This window comes from Anabaena sp. UHCC 0399 (assembly GCF_034931465.1).
GTDB lineage: Bacteria > Cyanobacteriota > Cyanobacteriia > Cyanobacteriales > Nostocaceae > Trichormus > Trichormus minutissimus.
The window spans coordinates 11,600-35,419 of sequence record NZ_JAYGGZ010000058.1; the positions used below are offsets into that span (position 1 = coordinate 11,600).

General features: G+C 39.8%; 17 protein-coding genes. 5 read left to right on the forward strand and 12 right to left on the reverse strand.

The window, feature by feature from the left end:
• Positions 1–288: 288 nt before the first annotated feature.
• Positions 289–1,440, reverse strand: coding sequence for an alanine--glyoxylate aminotransferase family protein (locus VB693_RS24335; protein WP_323268536.1), 1,152 nt, complete (start codon positions 1,438–1,440; stop codon positions 289–291).
• Between the two features lie 191 nt (positions 1,441–1,631).
• On the opposite strand from VB693_RS24335, the gene VB693_RS24340 reads away from it, so the two are divergent.
• Positions 1,632–2,150 carry an HPP family protein gene (locus VB693_RS24340; RefSeq protein ID WP_190701396.1) on the forward strand — a complete coding sequence of 173 codons (519 nt, stop codon included), beginning with the start codon at positions 1,632–1,634 and terminating at the stop codon, positions 2,148–2,150.
• Between the two features lie 115 nt (positions 2,151–2,265).
• The gene (locus tag VB693_RS24345; protein WP_323268537.1) at positions 2,266–2,655 is read left to right on the forward strand and encodes a DUF1499 domain-containing protein; all 390 of its coding nucleotides are present in this window, start codon (positions 2,266–2,268) and stop codon (positions 2,653–2,655) included.
• 101 nt (positions 2,656–2,756) lie between these two features.
• On the opposite strand, the gene VB693_RS24350 is transcribed toward VB693_RS24345, so the two are convergent.
• Complete coding sequence (locus VB693_RS24350; RefSeq protein ID WP_323268515.1) at positions 2,757–3,830, reverse strand: glycosyltransferase family 4 protein; 1,074 nt, start codon at positions 3,828–3,830, stop codon at positions 2,757–2,759.
• Between the two features lie 653 nt (positions 3,831–4,483).
• Between VB693_RS24350 and VB693_RS24355 the strand changes: the two genes are divergently transcribed.
• Positions 4,484–5,287: an ABC transporter permease gene (locus VB693_RS24355; protein WP_323268516.1), complete on the forward strand. Its 804-nt coding sequence runs from the start codon at positions 4,484–4,486 to the stop codon at positions 5,285–5,287.
• Positions 5,288–5,537: 250 nt separating this feature from the next.
• Here VB693_RS24355 and VB693_RS24360 read toward each other — a convergent pair whose 3' ends face one another.
• The 3 genes from VB693_RS24360 to VB693_RS24370 form a co-directional block, all read right to left on the reverse strand.
• On the reverse strand, positions 5,538–7,124 hold the full coding sequence (locus tag VB693_RS24360; RefSeq protein WP_323268517.1) for an NB-ARC domain-containing protein: 1,587 nt from the start codon (positions 7,122–7,124) through the stop codon (positions 5,538–5,540).
• 58 nt (positions 7,125–7,182) lie between these two features.
• Entirely contained in the window at positions 7,183–9,831 is a 2,649-nt protein-coding gene (locus tag VB693_RS24365) for a bifunctional serine/threonine-protein kinase/ABC transporter substrate-binding protein (RefSeq protein ID WP_323268518.1), read from the reverse strand.
• A 518-nt stretch (positions 9,832–10,349) separates the two neighbouring features.
• Positions 10,350–11,951, reverse strand: coding sequence for an iron uptake porin (locus VB693_RS24370; protein WP_323268519.1), 1,602 nt, complete (start codon positions 11,949–11,951; stop codon positions 10,350–10,352).
• Positions 11,952–12,405: 454 nt separating this feature from the next.
• Between VB693_RS24370 and VB693_RS24375 the strand changes: the two genes are divergently transcribed.
• Complete coding sequence (locus VB693_RS24375; protein ID WP_323268520.1) at positions 12,406–14,712, forward strand: tetratricopeptide repeat protein; 2,307 nt, start codon at positions 12,406–12,408, stop codon at positions 14,710–14,712.
• Positions 14,713–14,819: 107 nt separating this feature from the next.
• Here VB693_RS24375 and VB693_RS24380 read toward each other — a convergent pair whose 3' ends face one another.
• Both VB693_RS24380 and VB693_RS24385 read right to left on the reverse strand, forming a co-directional pair.
• Positions 14,820–15,278: a hypothetical protein gene (locus VB693_RS24380; RefSeq protein WP_323268521.1), complete on the reverse strand. Its 459-nt coding sequence runs from the start codon at positions 15,276–15,278 to the stop codon at positions 14,820–14,822.
• A 219-nt stretch (positions 15,279–15,497) separates the two neighbouring features.
• The gene (locus VB693_RS24385) at positions 15,498–16,106 is read right to left on the reverse strand and encodes a hypothetical protein (protein ID WP_323268522.1); all 609 of its coding nucleotides are present in this window, start codon (positions 16,104–16,106) and stop codon (positions 15,498–15,500) included.
• 792 nt (positions 16,107–16,898) lie between these two features.
• Here VB693_RS24385 and VB693_RS24390 point away from each other — a divergent pair.
• Positions 16,899–18,746 carry a bifunctional serine/threonine-protein kinase/formylglycine-generating enzyme family protein gene (locus VB693_RS24390; protein WP_323268523.1) on the forward strand — a complete coding sequence of 616 codons (1,848 nt, stop codon included), beginning with the start codon at positions 16,899–16,901 and terminating at the stop codon, positions 18,744–18,746.
• Between the two features lie 131 nt (positions 18,747–18,877).
• Here the strand turns inward: VB693_RS24390 and hisC are convergent, their stop codons facing one another.
• From hisC to urtB, 5 genes are all read right to left on the reverse strand, one after another.
• Positions 18,878–19,930 (reverse strand): histidinol-phosphate transaminase, encoded by a 1,053-nt coding sequence (hisC, locus tag VB693_RS24395; RefSeq protein WP_323268524.1) that lies wholly within the window; start codon positions 19,928–19,930, stop codon positions 18,878–18,880.
• A gap of 99 nt (positions 19,931–20,029) precedes the next feature.
• On the reverse strand, positions 20,030–20,728 hold the full coding sequence (gene urtE / locus VB693_RS24400) for an urea ABC transporter ATP-binding subunit UrtE (RefSeq protein WP_323268525.1): 699 nt from the start codon (positions 20,726–20,728) through the stop codon (positions 20,030–20,032).
• A 59-nt stretch (positions 20,729–20,787) separates the two neighbouring features.
• Positions 20,788–21,525, reverse strand: coding sequence for an urea ABC transporter ATP-binding protein UrtD (gene urtD / locus VB693_RS24405; RefSeq protein WP_323268526.1), 738 nt, complete (start codon positions 21,523–21,525; stop codon positions 20,788–20,790).
• Positions 21,500–22,618: an urea ABC transporter permease subunit UrtC gene (gene urtC, locus VB693_RS24410; protein WP_323268527.1), complete on the reverse strand. Its 1,119-nt coding sequence runs from the start codon at positions 22,616–22,618 to the stop codon at positions 21,500–21,502. Before urtC ends, urtD begins: the two co-directional genes overlap by 26 nt.
• 39 nt (positions 22,619–22,657) lie before the next feature.
• Positions 22,658–23,818 (reverse strand): urea ABC transporter permease subunit UrtB, encoded by a 1,161-nt coding sequence (gene urtB / locus VB693_RS24415; protein WP_323268528.1) that lies wholly within the window; start codon positions 23,816–23,818, stop codon positions 22,658–22,660.
• Positions 23,819–23,820: the final 2 nt, after the last annotated feature.

Here is a 23,820-nt window from a genome sequence, read left to right on the forward strand (position 1 = left end):
CGATACATTGGCAATGTCAGGCGATACATTGGCAACGTCAGGCGATACATTGGCAACGTCAGACGATACATTAACTCAGATTTCTCATCAATTCTTGCAACCTCAGTTTTTGTAAGTTGGGTTAAGCGACAGCGCAACCCAACAAAAGTCCGTAAATGTTGGGTTTCCTAATGTCAACCCAACCTACCTGATTTAATGTTTTTAGCTTAACCGACAAGTGTTGCCACTCGCCCCTGCACCCCGACCTCCCCTGCTTACCTCAATTCATCCCACTGTTCGCACTCATTCCTACTGCTTGGGTAGAACTTTCTGCAATGCTTCTATGAGTCGGTCGACACTTTCGGGACGACTGTTGAAACCCATTAGTCCCACACGCCAGACTTGACCGGCTAATTCACCTAAGCCGCCGCCAACTTCAATATTATGTTCATTGAGTAATTGCCGTGCAATTGCTTTACCATCCACGCCAGGCGGAATACGCACAGTGGTAAGGGTGGGTAAGCGATATTCTCTTTCTACGTGCAGACTTAATCCTATATCTTCTAAACGTTGCCACAAATATTCTACGTTCTTTTGGTGGCGTTGCCAGCAGTTTGCTAGTCCTTCTTCAGCAATTAAACGCAATGCTTCCCGCAGTCCATAATATAAGTTAACCGGGGCTGTATGATGATAGACGCGTTCACTCCCCCAATATTTATTTAGTAAATTCATATCCAAATACCAGTTTGCAACCTTAGTACGGCGTTTTTGCAATTTCTCCATTGCGCGGGAACTCATGGTAAAAGGAGACGCGCCAGGGGAACAACCTAAGCCTTTTTGACTGCAACTATAGGCTAAGTCTACTCCCCAAGCATCTAAAAATATGGGGACACCGCCTAAACTTGTGACTGTATCTATTAATAGCAGTGTGCCAAATTCCTGACACAATTCACTTACTCCCTCTAATGGTTGACGTGCGCCGGTGGAAGTTTCCGCATGAACTAAAGCCAAAATTGCTGGACGATGGGTTTCTAAGGCGGTGCGAAGTTCTTCTAGTGAGAAGACTTGTCCCCAAGGCTTGGTGATGCTGCGGACATCTGCGCCATATCTTCCAGCCATATCTACCAGACGATTACCAAAATAACCAGCCACACCAATTAACACGACATCACCGGGTTCTACAGCATTAGCAATAGTGGCTTCCATTGCAGCCGAACCTGTACCACTAACAGCAATGGTGAGGGGGTTTTCAGTTTGCCAAACGTAGCGTAGCAGAGACTGAATTTCATCCATCAAAGCTAAGAAAGCTGGGTCAAGATGCCCTACTGGAGAGGTACTCATCGCTTGCAGAACTGTGGGATGGGCATTAGAAGGGCCAGGCCCCAGTAGCAGACGGGTGGGAATTTCTAGAGGTTGGAGTTGTAAGCGTTGATTGTCATTAATAGTAATTGTCTGGGTCATGATTTTCGCCTCAGTGGTACTTACCGGATCATAAAGCGATCGCATGACCGATTTTTGACTCTGCCTTGAGATTATCTTTTTCTATTACTAAAGGCGTAGTTTACACCAGTCAATCTCTAAAACCTCTCATTAGCAAGAAGCAGCCATCAGAACAAAGTCTTACATTTTGCCCAGCAGTATTTATTTAAGTAATGAGTAAACAACGTTCTAGCTTAAAACCCCTACAGGGGGCTAATAGGTCAATTAGACGCAGACTCAATATTCAAGGAGAACTTGCCCTAGTTGCCGCACCAACTTTGATAGTGTTGATTGTGATGTTCTTGGTAGAAACTCTCAGCCAGCAGCGATTGCTATTTGCTTCTCTAGCTTCCAGTGCATTTCTGATTTATTTAGATCCTCTTCATGGTACAAATACTGTACGTACCCTAGTTTTTGCCCAAATGATGGCAGCAACTATCGGGTTTATCACCTATTTTGTCCTAGGTGGGGGCTATCTTTCTGGGGGACTAGCGATGGTAATTGCGATCGCATTAATGATTATGTTAGATGCAATGCACCCCCCAGCCGTTTCTACTTCCCTTAGTTTTGCTTTAAAAGCTGGTAATGTCGATAATTTACTTTTATTTGCCCTAGCGGTCGGGATTACAGTAACTTTGGTAGGATTAGAGCGTTATTGTCTATGGATAGTAGCACGTTACAGCCACCACTGAAGAAGTCAAAAGTCAAAAGTCAAAAGTCAAAAGTCAAAAGTCAAAAGTCAAAAATCAAAAGATTATTATTTAACTTCCCAGTCCCCAATCCCCAATACCCAATACCCAATACTCAATTATGCTTGCAGGTAAACGACCAAATAATTTAGGTGTGCGCGAAGGTAAGTTAGCTGCTTGTCCTAGTTCTCCTAATTGTGTTTCTAGTCAAAGTTCAGATGCAGTTCATCAAATTGCACCCTTGAATTTTACTTCAACACCAGAAGCTGCGATCGCTAATCTCAAAACAATCATTCAGTCCTTACCACGTACCAAAATTATTACTGAAACACAAGATTATTTATATGCAGAATTTCAGAGTGCTTTGCTGGGATTTGTAGATGATGTAGAGTTTTATGCTGATCGCAATACTAATGTAGTTCATGTGCGATCGGCTTCCCGTTTAGGTCAGAGTGATTTGGGCGTTAATCGTCAACGCATTGAGACAATTAGAGCCAAGTTAAATTAAAGAAGATAGTAGAAAAGGGAAATAAGGGAGACAAAGGAGACAAACAAAAAACTTCTTTTTATTTCCCCAATCCCCAGTCCCCAGTCCCCAGTCCCCAGTCCTTACTTTAAAATTACTGTGCTGCGGAGACGCCCATTATTAGCAAATTTCTTTTGCAGAATTTGCCGATAAACTTCTTCATAGCCATCAGTCATGGCTTGGAGGCTAAAACGGTTTTCGATATACTCCCGACAAGCATAACGGTCTAAATCTGCAACTTTAGCGATCGCACTAACGCACTCTTCGACATCATTGCACAAGAAACCCGTTTTACCGTGGGCAATTACTTCTGTAGTTGATCCGAGTTTCATGGCGATAACTGGTGTACCTGAAGCCATTGATTCAACCATGACTAAACCAAATGGTTCTCGCCAGGTGATGGGGAATAAGGTTGCTACTGCACCTCCCATCAGGACATTTTTTTGTATATGATTTGCTTCGCCTAAATACTCGATTTGCTGACCATCAATTAATGGTTTAACTTCTTTTTCAAAATATTCCACATCAACAACGTCTACTTTACCGGCTATTTTTAATCGCCAACCAGCTTTTTTAGCAATTTCTATGGCTAAATGTGTGCCTTTTTCTGGAGATATCCGACCTAAAAAGGTTAGATACGGCGGTTCATCTGGTTGGGGATAAAACTTATAACTACTAACATCAATGCCGTTGTAAACTGTTCCCACATAATTGAGTCCTAATCTGAGTTCCCGTTGGGCATCAGAAATACTCACAAAAGGCTGACTTTTCGCATATTGAAACATTTTTTCATTGTCAGGGGTAAAAATGCCATGTAGAGTGTTAATCGTAGGAGTTTTCACCAGTTTGCTGTAAGACAATGATGCACAGCCCATGTGCGAATGAATAATGTCAAATTCCTCTGCACGTTCATATACTGAACCTAGTTGTAGCATTTCGTAAATGCCATATTCTTTGATACTAGAATCAAGCCTGAGCGCACGGGGATGAACTGATGCTAGGTTGGCTGAAGTGATAGAATCTCCTGAAGCAAACAGTGTTACTTCATGTCCTCGTCGGACTAACTCATCAGTTAATAACCCCACCACTAACTCTATACCGCCATAAGCAGGCGGGGGTACTCTCTCCCATAATGGGGCTATTTGAGCAATTCTCATCACAAACCTCCGACAAACTAAGATTTGAATTAGGTGTGTTTGTTTATAGTTTCCAGAGTGCTTGCGGTTAATTTAGGGCGCACTAGAAACCATTTTTTAACACAAATTTTTTAAATTCATTACCCCTAAATCTTATGCTTTAAATTCTTAATTACTCGTCTATCCTAGTAGGGAAATTACCCTATTCCTTATACAGTATATTTGTCTTATGATTAGTATTTTATGTACATTAAAAATACGAGTCAGTAATTTACAAAAATAATCGCGTTTCTAGAGAAGTTGCATTGTAATTTCTCTAGAGCATCATTGCACCAAGTCAATCTAAACTATTGGAGTGGTAATTTAGGTATTTTTGTTAGGAAAAACTTTAAAATTAACGAATTGGATAGTATATTGCCATCATTAGAGTTTTATTGATGTGTTTTCTCATCTTTACTCTTTCAAAGCCTTAAAATACAGGTTTTTTGAGTTTTGACAATTAGAGAGACGGGATAAATTGTCGTTTCTACAGAAAATCTGTTAGACATCTGGTAAAAAAGATTGTAGAGACGTAGAAAGCTACATCTTTACAAGGTTTCTGGAGATATCTAATATTGACGTTTGCTGTCAAGTCGAATATATTTTATACTGCCATACTTAAGAATAATCAAAACGTGAATATATCTCCATCTAGAAAAAAACCGTTTGTCACATGGCAAGCGGTTTTCTCAGTAGTCATGTTTGTGTTTATGTACCTACCGATTCTGGTACTAGGGTTTTATAGCTTCAACCAATCACCCTACAGTGCAACTTGGCAAGGCTTCACCCTCGATTGGTACACCAAATTACTAAGTGACGATCGCATTCTCTCAGCTTTAAAAAATAGTTTAATTGTCGCCATGTCTGCGGTAAGTGTCTCCGCAGTCTTAGGAACTTTGATGGCGGTAGGCTTGGCGCGTTATCAGTTTTTTGGGAAAAAGCTCTATCGTGGTATTGCTTATCTACCCTTAATTATTCCCGATATTGCGATCGCTGTTGCCACCCTCGTTTTTCTGGCAGCCTTCGCTATACCCTTGAGTTTATGGACAATTGTAGCTGCTCACGTAGTATTTTGTATAGCTTATATCGGACTAGTCGTTTCTTCCCGACTCACTAATTTAGATCCCCATCTAGAAGAAGCTGCATTAGATTTAGGTGCTACACCAGTACAAGCTTTTATTCAAGTATTACTACCACAATTAATGCCAGGAATTGTTGCAGGTTGTTTACTAGCATTCGTCCTCAGCTTAGATGACTTTCTTATCTCTAGTTTTACCTCTGGTAGCGGTTATAATACCTTACCAATGGAAATTTTTAGTCGTATTAGAACAGGCGTTAAACCTGATATTAATGCTTTAAGTGTTTTATTAATTGTCGCCTCTGCAATGGTTGCTGTCATAGCTGAATCAATTCGCGCCTTGGGAGATAAGAGGGAATAGGGGACAGGGGACAGGTGACAGGGGACAGGGGACAGGGGATAGGGGAGAGATTCTTAGAGGGTGTTTGAAAAGTCTGTTTCTTTGTCATGTTGAATGCAGCGTAGCGGAATGAAACATCTGGTGTATGTGCCACAAAGCCTAGATTCTTTCCTACGGAACGCTTCGCGAACCTTACGCTCCGCTCCAGTCAGAATGACATTTTTATACCTCTTGAAACTTTTCAAACAACCTCTTAAAATTGAAACTCTATTTATTCAAAAGCAGAAAGCAAATGTGAGATATTTTTAGAGGTATATCCTTGAGCTTCCAATAGAGAAATAACCTTGTTCAGTTGAGTTTCCACGTGCTGCTGACTACGAAATTGAGCCAATAGAGTTTGTTGAATAGGTTTAACAAATCGTCTAATTTGTTCTTGATTCAGTTCCTCATCTTTTGGATATTCTGTAATAAAATTATGGGTGATAAACAGTTCAGAACCATTAATAACACCACTTGTAAATACTTGTTTAATCTGTTCACAAGTTTTGAAAATAAATCGCTTGGTGCTATATTTCAAAATTACCGGATCTAGTATATAAATCACTGGAATTTCTTCTTTATTGATATCCAATAAAGAATGCCTACTAATTAAATCATTTAAAGTTTGGAGTAAATGACTATCAGTTAACAATTGCCGACTATCTTGTAGCAATTGATTCCATAATGCTGTATTGCGTCTGATAGCTACCCAATAAATCAAATTTATTTCTGCTTGTGAGAGGGCTTGGAATTGTCTATCTAAGAAGTCAGTTGTGACTTCATCAACAAAAATTGAGAGCATCATAAAGTTTGATATGTCACCACCGAATGAACTATTAACACTCCCAATAATTCTTTTCAGAATCCACGGATTGTTATAACGCCTGCTAAGTTCTTCTATCTCACTATCTGTACCTGACAAACCTTCTGTTCTTAAAAATTCTTGTCCATCTTCGTAACTTAACCCTCCCAATCTTTTGGAGTAAACAAATTGACCTTCTAATCTTTCAATATTTTTAGGTCTTCTTCTACTCAGCAATAATAAACAGCTTTTGTGAGATTCTTTAGCAACTCTCTCTACAAATAAATTATAGTTTGTATAATCTTCACTATGATTGCCAATAATTTCTTCCCAACCATCCAGCACTATCAAACATCTTTGACGATGTAAATACTGCATGATTTGATCAATATTGCCTGTTTCTTGTTCACCTCTCGATAAAAACTGTACAAGTTTTATCAATATTTCTGGAAATGGAGGTGCTGATTGTAGAGGAAGCCAGATTACGAAATCATATCTTTTAGCAATTTCATTTCTTTCTACTAAATGGCGAACTAAGGCACTTTTACCAACTCCTCCCATGCCGTAAACTGTAACTAATCGACAGTTTTGTGCGATGATCTGTTGCTGAAGTTGATCTAATTCTTGGGTACGTCCATAAAACTTAGCCAGAGAGGGTGCTTCGCTCAAATCTCTGTTGGTATCTGTTTCATTTTCTTTGATTTCTTCCCAGTTCAAATCCAATACTTGGCAAAAAGCAATAAAATTTTCAGCCGTAATCTGACATTTTGCTTCCTTAAAGCGTCTCCAAGTCGCTAACCCTACAGCGTACGGTCCAAAATTATCCCAGTCTCGATGCGGTTCTAAAATTTTACTGGCTTCCTTAAGAAATATTGCTTCCATATCCCAACCTGGCTCAATCCATCCTTTTTCCTTAATTCTGTCTTTTCTGGCTTGGTCATTTTTTTTCGTCCTAGCTTCCTGGATAAGTTGTTTTCCACGTTGAGAAGCTTTGAGAGATAAGCGTTTTCTAGACATAATTTTCCTAGTATTTGCGAACAATTTACACAATGCAATTGCAAGTTAATAAGACTTGTTAGGGATTATTTCTCTCTGGTGTTTGCTCCAACTCAAAGCCATATTTATCAGGGGTAATTTCCTTAACTTTGACTAAAACACCCACACCTTTAACTAACTTGCGATCATGTTCGTGTTTTTTATCCTTATCATCATAAAATTTGACCTCCGTAGTTGAACCCAAAGTTGAGAAGTTAGGTTCATTCAACTTACTATATATATCTTGACGAGTTTTATTACTCTTACCATTAAGGTCAGTCAAAGCCTTAACAAATACCTGTGCTGCATCATAAGAACTCATACTTCTCCATGTGATATCCTTGATCCACCCAATGTCTTCAGCTTTTTGACGGAACTGAGGAGTAGCAATGTCTTTATGAGAAAAAACAGCAATAATCATACCACTAGCAGCTTCTTTGAGATCCAATATTTTTTGACTATATAAAACATCTCCTGCTAGCATTTTAAATTGTTGATTTCCTAAGTTAATAATGTCTATTTCTATATCTAAAGCATCACGACTAGCAAATAATAGTAATGCTTCTGCTGCTGGTGGAATTTTTGCTTGCTGTATGCAAAGCATTGGTGTATATGTAATTAAACTACAATACTGAATATGATTATTATGATTTATTCCGTTACGTATTAAATACTCATTAAATTCTCGTCTGAGAGAATCGCTATATCCATCGGATGGATCATAAACAATCGTTGCTTTACGCACTCGCAACGTATCCCACATATATTTAGCTAAATCACTAGCAGCTAAGGCATCGTTAGAAGCTGTACGGAAGACATATCGATTTAAATCTTTACTTGGATCAAGAATATTAGGTTTCCTAATGGCAGTGCTTGTAGGTGAAATCAGCACAAGTTTTTCTGTTTCACTAAGTTGTGCTGCGCCATAAATTTTTCCTGCTTTCCAAGTGTTAATACTGGTATAATGACCAATAACTCCTAGTATTTCACTTTTGACAAAATCACTATCTTCGGGAATATTTTTTTGAGAAATATACGTAGCTACTTTCTCAGGAGTAATTTGATCACCGTCAATATTTTCTTTGGCTATAAGAATTTGGAATAATGGTTGATCGGCGTTGAGAGATTGGGCTACACCACGCAATATTTCTAATGCAATCTCACGATGGTCAGAGTAACCTGGAATCACAACTGCAATTGTGGGCAGACTAAGGTTTGATGGAGTTTGAGCAACTGTGGCATTATATGCGTAAATTACTGTCTCTGGATCAACTTCACACGTTGTTGTCTGAGCAGCTTGTTTAAATTGCTGTTTAGCTCGGTTGAAATGATTTTCAGCTTGTGTGAAATCTTTGTTCGCGAAAGCTTCCATCCCTTGTCTCTTGTAATCGTAAGCTGTTGAGCATTGCGAAGGAGAAGGAATTACTTTTGGATTGGGAGGAATTAATGCTTCTTCCCCCCTGCTAAAGTATTGGGAATTAGGTAGTGGTGGTTTAACTGGTGGCTTCTCAGGAGGTTTAGGATGGACAGCAACTGCGATCGCTATTCCTAAAAAAAATGGCCAGCTAAAACCTATTATCGAACGCCAACGTTGAGGAAGTCGCTCTACCCCATTACTAAATCTCTTAAACCAAGAAACTTGAGGATGCGGATCTGGATTAGATGTTTGAGTAGAAAGTGAGTTTGGAGCAGGTGCTTGAGTAGCAAGCAAATCTGGTTTAAGTTCAGCAGACAAAATATCCAGAACTTCTTGAGCAGACTGAGGACGATCTTCCGGTTCGTATTGCAGCATTTTATCTAAAGCCTCGGCAAAATGCTGATCCTTTATCTGTAAATTCTCTTTCAATTTTGACTTAAACAGCAGCCGATTAGGATTTTTATTTCCTGTTAATAAAGAGAGACACGTTGTTGCTAAAGCATATAAATCTGATGCAGAAGATAATTTTTCCCCACGGGATTGCTCAGGCGGTGCAAAACGAGCATCTAAGACTATAGATGTTGTATCAACAGGTAATCCTTGTACTATCTGTCTAACTGCACCAAAATCTATTAGATATAACCTCCCATCATAGCTACAGTGCATGATATTGGCAGGCTTGATATCTCTATGTATAACTCCATGAGTACCGTCATAATTATGGATATACTTTAGTATATTGAGAATTTCCTTGAGAATATTTATAACTTCATCCTCTGCAAATTTTCCCTTCTGCTGGAGTTCTTGATCTAAATTATGTCCTGCAATATAATCCTGCACCAAATAAAAAAACTTTTGTACACGGCCTGTTTCTTCATTAACTTCCTCATGAAAATAATCCCAAAATCTGGGTATCTGTTGATGTCTCAGTTCTTCCAAAGTACTTGCTTCTTCACCAAACTTTTCCTCTATATAGTTCAGTGTTGAAGGAGTTAATATTTGTCCAGGATGATTTATCGGATGTAACTGTTTAATTACACGGATATTACGAGAGAATATCTGATCATTAGCTCTAAGAATATCCTTGGCTTTAAAAGTTCTACCAAATCCGCCACTTCCTAATAAATCTATAGCTACAAAACGCGCCTGTAAAATCAATGGCATTTTACAATTAGCACAACATATTTCTGTTGCAGCGCGTGCAGTTAAACATTCATCTGGAATAGTATTTTCAGGTTTTGTACAACTTGGACGGGTGCAGTAAACTTCCATTGATTCGCCTCTAAATTTAGTTTAATTACACACTGAATAATGAGATATTTTTAAATTTGTAAACATCGATAGGTTCAGATTTCCGACTTTTTTAATAAATCGAGGAGCTAAATTTATAACTTTTATAGAAGTGGGGATATTAAGCCCAAAAATTACGTAATGGAAAACTTTGCCGTAGGCTATTACGAATTAGATTGAAGTTACGCCCACTTTTTAGCAAATATTACTTACGTAATAATTCTAGTATAGTTATGATGTTTTTAACATACTACTAGTAATGTTTTTTGCAAAAAATAATAACCTTTGAAAAAATAAAAACTGATGATTTTACAACCCCGACTTTTTTAATCAAATCGGGGTTCTTACACAATGTTGTTTAGGGACTTCCAGATAAAAAAATATCCAAACTGTAGGGTGCGTCAGTGCGATAGAACCTAACTATACTCAGAAATTATTTATACTGACGCACCCTACCCAATTATCAATTGCGGATAATTTATTTTTTGGTGTTCCCTTCCTTATATCTTAAAAGTAGTCCTAATTACTCCCACAAAAACGTCACCATTCTGCTCGTTGTGGTTTGGTGATGTCAGCCAAATCAAACCAGGCGTAATGCTGATTCTGTCGTTGATTTGATACCGATAAAACCCTTCAATGTGAAGTCCTGTATTGGGATCACGACGAGGTAAGCCTGATAACTCTGCTGAAGAACTAGTCAATTTAGGCTGCATCCCCACGATAATTCCGCCCAAATTCCCCTGTTTACCCAAATCAGGAAAGGCTAGAGTCACAGCCCAGTTCCAAATATCAGCATCACCTTTGACATCGCCAGTTAAAGCCCGTGCATTGGTATAGCCTACCCATCCACCAACTTGCAGGCCATTATTAATTTTGACATTCGTTTCAATCCCATAGGAATTAGAGGAAACTTTTCTACCGCCCAAGTTAGAGGCTAAACTGCCAGTATTATGTCCTAAACCGTTCTCGTTGTAAGCATTGACGTAAGTGAAGGCAATTTTGGTATCTGTGTCTTTGGCGTTGGGATAAAATATAATCTGTCCCAATAGACCATATTTACCGTTAAATAGTCCGCTAGTAGGGTTGTTGGCATTACCCGCTAAATAAAACATCTCTGCTTTGAAATTGCCATTTGGCTTAAAAGTCACACCTACGCCTGTATCTCCACCCAAGCGGTAGATTGTATTGTATCTGTGGCGAGAAAGAGCAGCATCCCCATCGCTTTGTAGAGGATTAATCACATCCGCATCATCAAAGTAAGTATTAAAACCTGTACCAACTAGAACTCTGATTGTCTCACTTAAACGAAAATCATATTCCAGCTTACTGAGGAAAACATCATTAGTTGCATCACTACCAGATTGGAAGCTTAAACGAGCCTCATTTCCCGGTGATATTGGATTAACCACATTACTCGCCTGAAGTCTTACACGTAGCCGATCTTTTCCTGTAAAGCTGGTATCAAAGTTAAGGCGCACCCGACTAGAAAACGTGAGATTACTTTCATCCCCATTTCCACTACGGCTAGCATCCCCAAAAGCATCTGTCGCAGCAAATATTATCTGACCATTAAGTTTTGTGGTGGTGGAAAACCGTTGTTGTTCTAGCTGTTCGGTACGTGCTTCCAAAGCATCAACTCTACCCCTCAAGGTAGCAAGTTCTGTGGTAAATGTCTCTTGCAGCTTTTGCAAAGTCGCCAAATCTTCTTGAGTAACTAAGTCTGTAATCTCAGCACTCAGGCGTTGACTAACTTTGTCTATGCAAGAGTTTAAGGCGGCTGCAAATTCAAAGCGAGTCATGGCGCGATTCCCTTTGAAAGTCCCATCTGGGTATCCCCCCAGACACCCATAACGCTCAACTAGCGACTGTAATGCTTGAAATGCCCAATCAGTGGGTTGCACATCAGAAAGCTGATTCACTGAGGTAACTGGCGCAGCATCTAGTTGAGCATATTGATTAATTTCTGGAAGGGAATTAGTGCTTTTATCGGTGGTTGAAACTTGTGGGGAATCTTCAGCATTCACCTTTCCCAAAGGAGTTAATCCCAAAAAAACTAATACAGCAACTATGAATTTCAGAGTATTTATAAAAAAATTTAACATTTTTGTCCTAGCAGTAGTAGTGCATCAAGTTTAAATTGATGGATTAGCAAGTTCGTAGTCTTCGCGTAGCCTCTAGAAGAGAAGAGAACGTAGAGAGGAATTTAGTCCTGATTTTTCTAAGAGGAGGTAGAGAGAGAATTTTCTGGTATCCTTCTCCTGCAAAGAAGCTAACCCGAACACGACTTTCCACGCATCCTTTAAGGACTAAAGTCCTTACTACAAACTATCAAAAACAAAGTAACCTTTATTAATACAATATCAGAGGCTTTATCTATTTTACAAATTAAATTTCGCTCATATTATTCAACTTTTAAATTCAAAATATTCAACATTTTCATTTTAGAAATTCATTTTATTCAAGAGATCATTTAGTTTCAAAATTAAGTTAAGCTCACTACAAGGAATTATTTCCGGCAAATATATGGACGCTGAAAAAATATCAAAACTTATAAGAGTGGCAAATATTCTAGTTGTCTCCAAAACAGGAAGACCTTTGACAGATGAGCAAAGGTCTATTCTAGAGCAAGTTTTGCAGGGGAATAGGCTAAAAGATATTCAGATTACAGGATTTGCTGACGGCACTGTACAGCGAGTCTTTTGCCCAAAACTTTGGCATTTATTATCAGTCACGACAGGGCAAAGAATCCGCATCAATACAGTGCTATCAGCGTTAGAAAGATTATCAAAGGAACTGGATAATGAACGCAAGATTGATACTCCTATAGAACTACCTCCATTGCCTTTTTCTATCCCCCCTAAACAGGTACGTCAAAACTTACCTGCGCGTAGTTGTAATACATTTGTTGGGCGAGAAGAAGAAATTACTCGGCTTTTGAAGTTACTTTCACCCACACATTCAGCACATTTAATTAGCGTTGATGGTATTGGTGGCGTAGGCAAAACAACCCTTGTTTTAGAAGCAGCCTATCTCTGTCTGCACGCCAGTGAAAAGCACGAAGCTTTCTTGGGTATGCCTACCTTTGATACTATTATTTTTACCTCAGCCAAACAATCTTACTTGATGCCCTTTGGTTTACTGCCAAGTTTAGCTCCTAAAAGGACTTTGCAAGATATTTTTCGGCAGATGGCGCGGATATTAGATGAGTTAGATATTACAGGGGTGAGTTTTGAAGAGCAATTAGAGTTAATTAAAGAAGCCTTATCTTGTCAACGCACATTGCTAATTGTTGATAATTTGGAGACTGTAGAAAATCAGCAGGATATATTGGCTTTTCTCCATGAATTACCACCAAGTGTAAAAGCGATCATTACTACCCGCGAACAAATTTTGTTTGTCCCCGTGCGGTTAACGTCAATGCCAGAATCAGATGGTTTGTGTTTAATTAAGCATGAAGCTCAAGAAAAGGGTGTTTCTCTGAGTGACCAAGATAGTCAAATACTTTATAAAGGAACAGGAGGTATTCCGGTAGCCATTACCTACTCAATTGGTCAGTTAGCTAACGGCTATTCTATGAAAGAAGTATTGGGAAGAATATCTGAACCGAGGGGAGATGTTGCCCGGTTTTGCTTTGAAACTTCCGTTAATCCACTTATAGGGAAATCAGCTCATAAGTTACTTATGGCACTAGCACTGTTTCCGATGCCACCTTTACAAGATGCACTCGTACAAGTTGCAGTTCCAGAAGTTAACGCCTGTATAACCAATGCAGATTTAGCCCAATTGCGAAACCTTTCCTTAGTCAGACAGGACAATAATCGCTACAGTATGCTACCACTAACCCGTGAGTATGCCCAAGCTGAACTCAATGCTTACCCTGATTTTGAATGGGAGGCAAGGGAGAGGTGGATTAGTTGGTACTTAAATTTTTCTCAAGGTTATGCCGGACAAGATGCTAAAGGCTGGCAAGGAAAGTTTGATGGTTTAGAAGAGGAGTGGCAAAATTTACAAGCTGCGATTGAGTGGTGTATGGTTCAGGGTCGATATGCCGAAATGTGGCAGTTTTGGCAAAATATAGAGCCTTACACCCATGTGATGGGTAGAAGGGAGAATCGCTTGCGATATTGGGACGATCGCCTGACTTGGACAGCATGGCTAATTCAAGCCGCAGAACAACGTGGAGACTGGCAAGTTACAGCCAAAGTCATGGTTGATCGCGCTTGGACTCTCACCTCCCTAGGTAGACTCCAGCATTTAGAAGCAGCAGATGAATTATTTACCAAGGCTTGGGAATTACGTCACTATCAAGAAGCCTTATTTATGTTGTGCTTGGCTAGAAATATCGCCGTGTTACGCATTCAACAGCAAAAACTGGATGAGGCGCAGACTTGGCTAACTCAAGCCAGGGAGTTACTAGAACAAAAACAGCTAGATGAAGAGGAGCGATCGCGGCAATTAATCCAAATTCAATATTATCAAGGTGAAATTTTCTTTAAATATAAAAAATATGAACAGGCGAGAATTATTTTTCAACAAACCCTAGAACTTGCACAACAGATGCGATGGATACGCGCTATCTTCTGTACACAAAATTGGTTGGCTGAAATTGCCATCAAACAAGAAAGATTAGATGAAGCCGAACGACTTCTCATGGAAGGACTGCGAGTTGCTGAAGCTAATGAAGACAAAAGCCGTGCTGCATTTTGTCAACGCTCACTATATTCTCTAGCGAAGGTAAAAGGTAACTTATTTGATGCTCAAAAGTGGGCAAATAAAGCATTAGAGAATTTTGAAAAACTGGGAATGTTAACGGAAATGGAAGAAACAGAAAATTTGCTACAAACATTAGATATGGAAATTTAAAACCCTCTACCCACAAGGGTAAGGAGTTTGAAGGCATGGGTGGTTCTCACCCATGCCAGATTGACAAGATACCCGACGGGAGCAGAATAATTCTAGACGCAAGTTAATTATGTATACCTCAAGAGAATTTCACAACAAGCAGGTGGAGAATTCCCCATAGAATCTTGCCCAAAATTTAGCTCGAATAGTTCCTGAGTTTGAGCAAAAATTAATTGCCATTCTAAACGTTCATTGTCTCCTCGAAGCCCAAATTCTGGAATGTGGAAAAGAGAAACATTAAATAGTTTTCGGCAATCTCTTTCAAATTGATCAACATTAGCCATGTGTGCGTGTAAAACCGCATCAATTTCTTGAGTAGGAACTATTCTCGTATTGGGGTATTTTTGAAGTAACAATAAGAATAGTCCATACTTTCTAATTGCCGATAAAGCTTGGATTATACTGAATTTTTGACTGTGATCAGATTTGACTAGTCTCAGAAAAATTCTTAGCCAGTCAATAAATTTCAATTTCTGCCAAAAATTTGGCTCTACATCATATGGTGATAATGGGTGAATAAAATACACCTTGCAACTCCTGAAACTAACTCACTATGACTTATTTGTTTTAAGACAACACTAATCAGCTAATAAAATTTGTAGGTTTGGTTCAACAGAGTGAAACCTAACATTTCCCAGCTTTATTGGGTTAGCCGATGGCAAGCCCCTCCGGGTCTACATTCCTCAACCCGACCTACATCTAACTCACTGTGAATTACTGGTTTTGAGAGATATTACAGCTATTTATTAATAAACACCAGCATTTGAGTAACGAATCCTTTCAGGATAAACGCGGAAAGAATCAAAGAAATTAGTGGATTCTCTACTAAATTGATTTGATGTTATGGCTCCTATAAAATAGAGACGCTGATTAACTGCAAAGGCGCGATATTTTCCCAGCGTGCCATCGGCGTGTTGTATGATTAGTTCTAAGCCGGGATATCCTTCAATTTGATAATTAGTAGTTCTAATCACTAGGCCAGTAAGACCTATAGTTTCCAGCATTGAGCTACGCAAAACTTGCCGAACTTGTGAAGGAGTTAACTGAGCCACTGCTGCTGAATCTCTGTGCAGAATCGTGTATGCGGTGTTGGTATTAGAACTTACAGATGTTAATTGATCGTTTGTATTGCTTTTGATTCTACCTGGCATCTTAATTGTGAAATCTCTTTCGGGTCCCCAATAGGTATAGTTTTGAGCAATTACATTTGGCTGTTTGGGTATCTGGTTGCTAGGATTAGTAGTTACTGCGTCGTTTACAGAAATGGATGGCTTAACCAAGGCTGTTGCTGAGTTCTGCATTCCTAAAACCAGTGTTATCGCTGTTATCGCCAGGGTTTTTAGAGTAGGAGACATAACCTGATCCTCTTATCCGTGTTAAGTTGATGTTCTGCCGTGCAACTCCTTAGTGGCTTACCCAGTCCCAATAAGTTGCACCCACATTTCTACTATTTCACATAGATAAAATGAAGTATAGGATCTGAGAACAGTTCAGTTAATGATCAGAAAAATGTGCAGTTTTTCTGTTTTAGATCAGATAACAGTTCACTTAAGGATCACTTTTCCTATAACGGCTCACGACTGCATTGTTTTTGCCTGCTTAAGTCAGTTCAGCCGTGGAAATAACTTGCATCTGGCTGTATCAAAATTACCAAATTTTAACAAGGTGGGTTTAAATTTAACATCATGCCAATAACTTATATTTTTATACTTAGTCAATAAAAACCTATTTGTACCCCAATACCATGCTGTTAAGAGTTTTTGTAGGTTGGGTTAAGCGACAGCGCAACCCAACAAAAGTACGTAAATGTTGGGTTTCCTAATGCCAACCCAACCTACATGATTTAATATTTTTAGCTTAAGCGACAAGTATTGATTTGTACCCGAATAAGTTGATAAACAATCACTATATTGAAATACTATTGACAAGTTAAACAGCTTAGTTATATTATTATTTTATCCATAAAAATATGGTTGCTAATATATAGAGCAATCAGTAAAAAGTAACGAATAAATCAAAATGTTTGATGTGTATCCTTTGATAACAGTATACACATATCAATCATAAAACTTTATTTGTTTCAATATCAGTTTCCCATTCGATAATATTGGGGCTAACTTTGGAAAATATGCTCTCCTCACCTCATTATGCAAATTTGCCAAAATCCCAATTGCTCAAATCCATTCAACCCTGATGGCAATAGATTTTGCATGACTTGCGGGCAAAGCGGCTTTGGCCAATTGCTGAGAAACCGCTATCGTGTGTTGTGGCTATTAGGTGAAGGTGGCTTTAGTAAAACCTACGCGGCTGAAGACGTAGACAGATTAAATGCGCCTTGCGTCATCAAACAATTCTTTCCCCAAGTTCAGGGAACGGGACAACGTAGCAAAGCAGCCGAATTCTTCAAAGAAGAAGCCTTTCGGTTATATGAACTGGGAGAAAATCATAGTCAAATTCCCCGATTATTGGCTTATTTTGAACAAGGTTCAAGCTTATACTTGGTGCAGGAATTTATTCAAGGGCAAACTCTCTTACAAGAGGTGCAGCAACAGCCCTTTGATGAGGCCAAAATTCGGCAAGTTTTGTTGGATTTGTTACCAGTTCTAGATTTTATTCACTCTTGTAATGTAATCCACCGGGATATTAAACCAGAGAATATTATTCGCAGTGATAGTGATGGCAAACTAGTATTAATAGATTTTGGTGGTGCTAAACAAGTTACACAAACTAGTATAGCTAGACAAGCGACAGTTATTTATACCCTTGGTTATGCCCCCACTGAACAAATGGCAGGGTTTGCTTGCCCTGCTAGTGATTTATATGCTTTGGGTGTAACTTGTGTACGTCTTTTAACTCAATGTTTGCCCCAACAAAATCTTTATGGACATATTGATGATGGTCTTTATGATCCGATGAATGCTAAGTGGCTGTGGCAAGATTATTTAGAGAAGAAAGGTATTATTGTTAGTGATAATTTAAGCAAAGTTTTAGATAAATTAATTCAGCATTTACCTAATGATCGATATCAATCAGCGATAGAAGCTTTAAACGACTTAAAAGGTACAACTCTGCCTGATATTGAAACGCAAATATTGTTAGTTAATCAACCGACACTAGTACCATTACCGCCAACCTTACAAAAAACCAAAATACCACTACCACCTTTAAAAACCTGTGAGTTTGAGGTGGTGACGGTAGATACAGGCGGACGTATAGTAAATCGCGATCGCAATGTTACCCAATTCTTTCTAGAAGTCATCAGTAAAGACATCACCCTGGAAATGGTAGAAATTCCTGGGGGTGCATTCATGATGGGTTCGCCCAACTTTGAAGGAGATGCTGACGAACGCCCACAACATGAAGTAGCGATCGCACCTTTATTTATGGGTAAGTATCCGATTACACAAGCCCAATGGCGATCGGTCGCCGCTTTACCCAAAATCAACCAACCTCTAAATCCTTACCCCTCTAAATTTCAAGGTCAAAACCGACCAGTGGAAAATGTATCTTGGCATGAAGCCGTAGAATTTTGTGCCAGACTCTCAGAAAAAACTGGACGTGATTATCGTTTACCCAGTGAAGCCGAATGGGAATACGCCTGTCGCGCTGATACAACTACATCTTTTCACTTTGGCGAAACCATCACCTCTGACTTAGTTAACTTTAGCAGCAGCGAGAGTTACAGCACAGAAGCCAAAAACCGCCACCGCAAAGAAACAACAGATGTTGGGAGTTTTCGGGTAGCCAACGCCTTTGGATTGTATGATATGCACGGGTTAGTGTGGGAATGGTGCGCTGACCCTTGGCACAACAATTATAATGGCGCACCCACTGACGGTAGTGTGTGGGAAGAAGGCGGTGATATATATCGGCGAGTTTTGCGCGGTGGTTCTTGGAACTTTGGTGCAGAACTATGTCGCAGTGCTAGCCGCAGTTGGAATGAGTCAGACGGGGGATTAAGAATTTGCGGTTTTCGGGTGGTTATTAGTCAGTAAAATTCTTGTTATCAAGTTCGTAGTAAGGACTTTAGTCCTCTCTTCGTTCTCGTCTCCCAAAGGGAGACGAGAACGAAGAGAGGCTACGCCAACGCATAGCGTGTCGGAAAAAATAAGGACTGAAGTCCTTACTACAAACCTTCCTTAGATAATGCTGTAACTAAGATTTGATTTTGCTCATCAGTCCCAACGGTGATGCGTAATTTATCATCTAACCCTGGCTGTGGGAAATAGCGGATGAGGATTTTTTGTGCTTTGAGTTTTTGGTAGAGATATTCGGTGTTATTTTGAGGAGGCTGGACTAGTAAGAAGTTGGTTTGAGAATCCCACACCCGAAAGCCTAATTGCTTTAAGTCTTGCATTAATTTGTGGCGTGAGGCTTTAATTTTGGCAATGCAAGCATTTTTATAAGCTTGGTCAGTGATAGCAGCTGTACCAACTGCACAGGCGATCGCATCAATGTTATAACTATCCTTGACTTTAAACAATCCTGGCAATAATTTGGGATTGGCAATGCCAAAGCCTAAACGCAATCCCGCCAAGGAATAACCTTTAGATAAGGTTCTAATCACAATCACATTTTCGTATTCCTGCACCACATCCAACGCATTCTCATCAGCGAAGTCTGCATATGCTTCATCAATTACCAACACCCCAGATAAACTACTCGCTAGTTTTCGTAAGTCATCTTTCGGGACAACATGACCAGAAGGACTATTTGGTGAGGCAATAAAAGTCACAGCCCCATCTGCGGCAATTAATTCTGCCACAGGTAAACTGTAATCTTCTTGGTAAGGAATCTCCAGAATTTCCGCCGCCTGCATCTCAGTTAATGTGCGATATAAGACATAGGTCGGCATCGGATAAACTACCTTGCGTCCAGGTTCAGCACAGGCGCGAATGACTATACTCAAAATTTCATCGCTACCATTACCGACAATTACCCAATCACTGGGAACTCCTAAGACTTGACTGACAGCTTGGCGAAATTGTCCGCCAAAGGGTTCTGGATAACGCCGTAACGATTCACCATCAATAGTTTTCAGTGCTTCTAATGCTGCTGGTGAGGGAGGATAAGCATTTTCGTTACTGTTGAGTTTAATGATTTGTGTACCCCGTGGGGGCTGTTCCCCAGGAACATAGCTAGCCATTGCCTCAACATTAGCGCGGAAGAACTTAGACATAAACAGTAACCATAACGAATCAAAAGCCTTCTTCTCTCCGTGTCTTAGTGTCTCTGTGGTTCAAAATTTTTTCACCACTAAGGCACAGAGACACAAAGTTTAAACTGCCAAAAACCTCTGAATCACGTCCTGACTCAGTTCATCAGTTAAACCAGAGGCAACAATAGCACCTTTTTGCATCGCGTAGTAATAATCAGCTTGGCGGACGAAGTGTAGGTGTTGTTCTACTAGTAAGACAGAAATGCCTGTGGTTTCAATGATGCGGCGGACTGCTGCTTCAATTTCCAGGATGATTGAGGGTTGAATACCTTCCGTGGGTTCATCTAAGACGAGTAGTTGAGGCTGTCCCATTAAAGCACGCGCGATCGCTAGTTGTTGTTGTTGTCCACCACTTAAATCACCACCCATCCGCGACAACATGGTTTTTAACACCGGAAATAAGCTAAAAATCTCTTCGGGAATTTCGGCTTTTTTAACCTGTTTCTGTCTAGCTTCTAATCCCAACAGCAGATTTTCTTTAACTGTCAAACGCGGAATAATTTCTCGTCCTTGGGGAACATAACCAATTCCCATTTTCGCCCTTTGATCTGGTGATTTGGAGTTGATTAAATTCCCGGCTAAGTTAATAGTACCACTGCGAGGTTTGAGTAATCCAATAATTGTTTTGAGTAGGGTTGTTTTACCTACACCATTACGTCCAATTAGGCAGATCATTTGCCCATTTGGTACAGTTAAATCTACGTTGCGGAGAATATGGCTTTCACCGTAGTAAACGTTAAGATTAGATATGTTTAGCATTTGTTAATAGTCATTAGTTATTCTCTTCCTTGTCTCCCTTCCTCCCCTCATCACTCCTGCTATTGTCCTAGATAAACTTCAATCACACGAGAGTCATTTTGGACTTCTTCAAAATTGCCTTCGCAGAGTACCGAACCTTCATGTAAGACTGTGACCTTTTTGGCGATTTGGCGGACAAATTCCATATCATGTTCAATTACTAAAATTGAATGACTCTGCGCTAGTGTTAAAAGTAGTTCGCCGATATTATAAGTTTCTTCATCTGTTAAACCTGCGACTGGTTCATCTACAAGTAATAAATCTGGGGACTGTCCTACTAACATCCCAATTTCTAACCTTTGCTTTTCGCCGTGGGATAATAACGCGGCGGGAATGTCTGCTTTAGGAGTTAAACCAATGGTTTCTAATAAACCTTTAATACTATTTTTTTCAGTCGGATGAGAACGCCCAAACAATGTGGAAAAAACACTTTTATTGCGGTTGCTGGTAATTTCTAGATTTTCCCGTGGGGTGAGGTTGAGATAAACTCTAGGTGTTTGAAATTTACGCCCAATTCCTCGCCGTGCAATTTGATGTTCAGGTAAAGAACGGAGGTTTTTTCCTTTAAATAAAACTCGTCCTATAGTTGGTTGGACTTTTCCTGTAATTACATCAAGAAATGTAGTTTTACCCGCACCATTGGGGCCAATTACTACTCGCAATTCACCCACATCCATACTAAAATTTAGTTGGTTGATGGCTTTAAAACCGTCAAAACTCACAGTAACGTTTTCAGTTTCCAAGATTTTGGCGTTCATGTTGCACTTCTGGGTCTTCTTCTAAGCTGGGATATGTAGAAATTTGTTGACGGCGTTGGAAAAAGGCAATGTTTTGACTACGCAACCATCCGACTAGTCCGTCAGGAAGGACTGTCACGACTATTAAAAAGAGTGCGCCTTGGAAAAATAGCCAGATTTCGGCAAATTGTTCACTTAAAAAAGTACGAGCATAATTAACTAATAAAGTCCCCACTATTGCGCCGATTAATGTAGCACGTCCGCCCACAGCTACCCAAATTACCATTTCAATGGAAAAAGCTATATCCATTGCCCTGGGTGAGACAGAACCACTTTGCAGGGTGTAAAATGCTCCTGCTATACCTGCGATCGCACCTGAAACTGCAAAGACTAAGGTTTTAAAATCTGTAGGGTCATAGCCAGAGAACCTGACGCGGCTTTCATCGTCTCGAATTGCGATTAATAATCTACCAAAGCGTCCACTTGTCAACCAGCGACAAATCCCGTAGGTAGCGGCGAGAAGCAAGACTGTGAGGGTGTAGAAAATAAATTTTGTTTGCGGGTTGCTGACATTTGCACCAAATAATGTTGTGAAATCTATCAGTCCATTTGTCCCGTTGAAAAATTGTTGCTGACCGTTAAAAAAGTTGAAAAATACAATAATTGCAGCTTGGGTCAGAATTGAAAAATAAACTCCCTTAATGCGATTGCGAAATACTAAATATCCCAGCAACCCCGCCAGCAAGCCTGGAACTATCACCACAGCCGCTACTGCTATTGGGAAAGAATAAAAAGGTTTCCAAAACCAGGGAAGTTCAGTAACACCATATAACCCCATGAAATCAGGTAACTCACCAGATGGGATTTGCAGCTTCAGGTACATGGCGATCGCATATCCACCCAACCCAAAGAAAATACCATGTCCTAAACTTAGTAACCCAGTATAACCCCAAATCAAGTCAATCCCTAAAGCCACGATCGCCAGTGACAAAAATCGCCCCAACAAATTCAAGCGAAACTCTGACAGCACCAATGGCATAATTAAAATTAGGATAAGTGCGATCGCCACCACCACCCCAACCTCAATTAATACTAACCCTCCTCCCTTCTTCATTCTCTGCGCCCTCTGCGTCTCTGCGTGAGATAAAAAAAATTAAACATCAACAGTCCGACCCTTTTGCGGAAACATCCCCCCAGGCTTCCACTGTAAAAATACAATAATCAGCACAAATACCATCACCTTAGCCATACTTGTAGTAGCAAAAAACGTCAAGAAATCGGCTAGAGGCTTTACAGGAGAGAACAACAAAGCCAGAGTCCCCGAACCAATTAAAAAGTTAGCCGTGCCAATTCCCAAAGCAGCTACAATAGTACCGGCTAAGTTACCCACCCCACCGACAACCACAACCATAAATGTGTCGATAATATAGTTTTGTCCAGTATTTGGCCCCACAGAACCGAGCAAACTAATCGCACACCCAGCCACCCCAGCTAAACCAGAACCCAAAGCAAAAGTAATCGCATCAACTTTTTTAGTAGGGATACCTAAACAAGCACTCATACTGCGGTTTTGTGTCACCGCTCTAATTCTTAATCCCCAGCTAGAACGCTGTAAGAATAGATAAATTCCTCCCACACAAATTACTGTCAAAACAATAATAAATAACCTAGCAAATGGTAATTGCACACCACCTAAAGATATGCCAGTTTGTAACCAACTAGGCGCGGTTACGTCTACATTTTGTGCGCCGAACCAAGGTTGAGTGACTGCTAGCTGATAAGTTTGACTCAATAAATTAACTGTAGTGATTGTCACCCCTGAAGATAACAAGAAAATCACCCCCACAACCCAGTTACGAATTCTCTCTAAATTTGTGCGGGAATTTAAAATCCATAAACCCCCAAAAAATAATAGAGAAAACAACACCAAGCCAATTACTATTACCCAATTCACACTGCGAACAAACTGCTGAAAAATTAAACTGACTCCCCAAGTTGCTAGCAGAGTTTCTAGGGGTCGCCCATAGAGGTAACGAATCACACCTCTTTCCAGAATTAATCCAATAAATGCAGTGAAAATAAAGGCGATAATTAACGCCAAAAATATATAAATTTCAAACCAAAACCCGCCCAATTGTTTACAGACATTCTGCACAACAAAAGTTGTATAAGCCCCAAACATCATCAATTCACCATGCGCCATATTAATCACACCCATCAAGCCAAATATAATGGCTAATCCCAAGGCTGCAATTAATAACACAGAACCGATGCTAATACCATTAAATACAGCATCTAAAAAACCTGTTAACATTA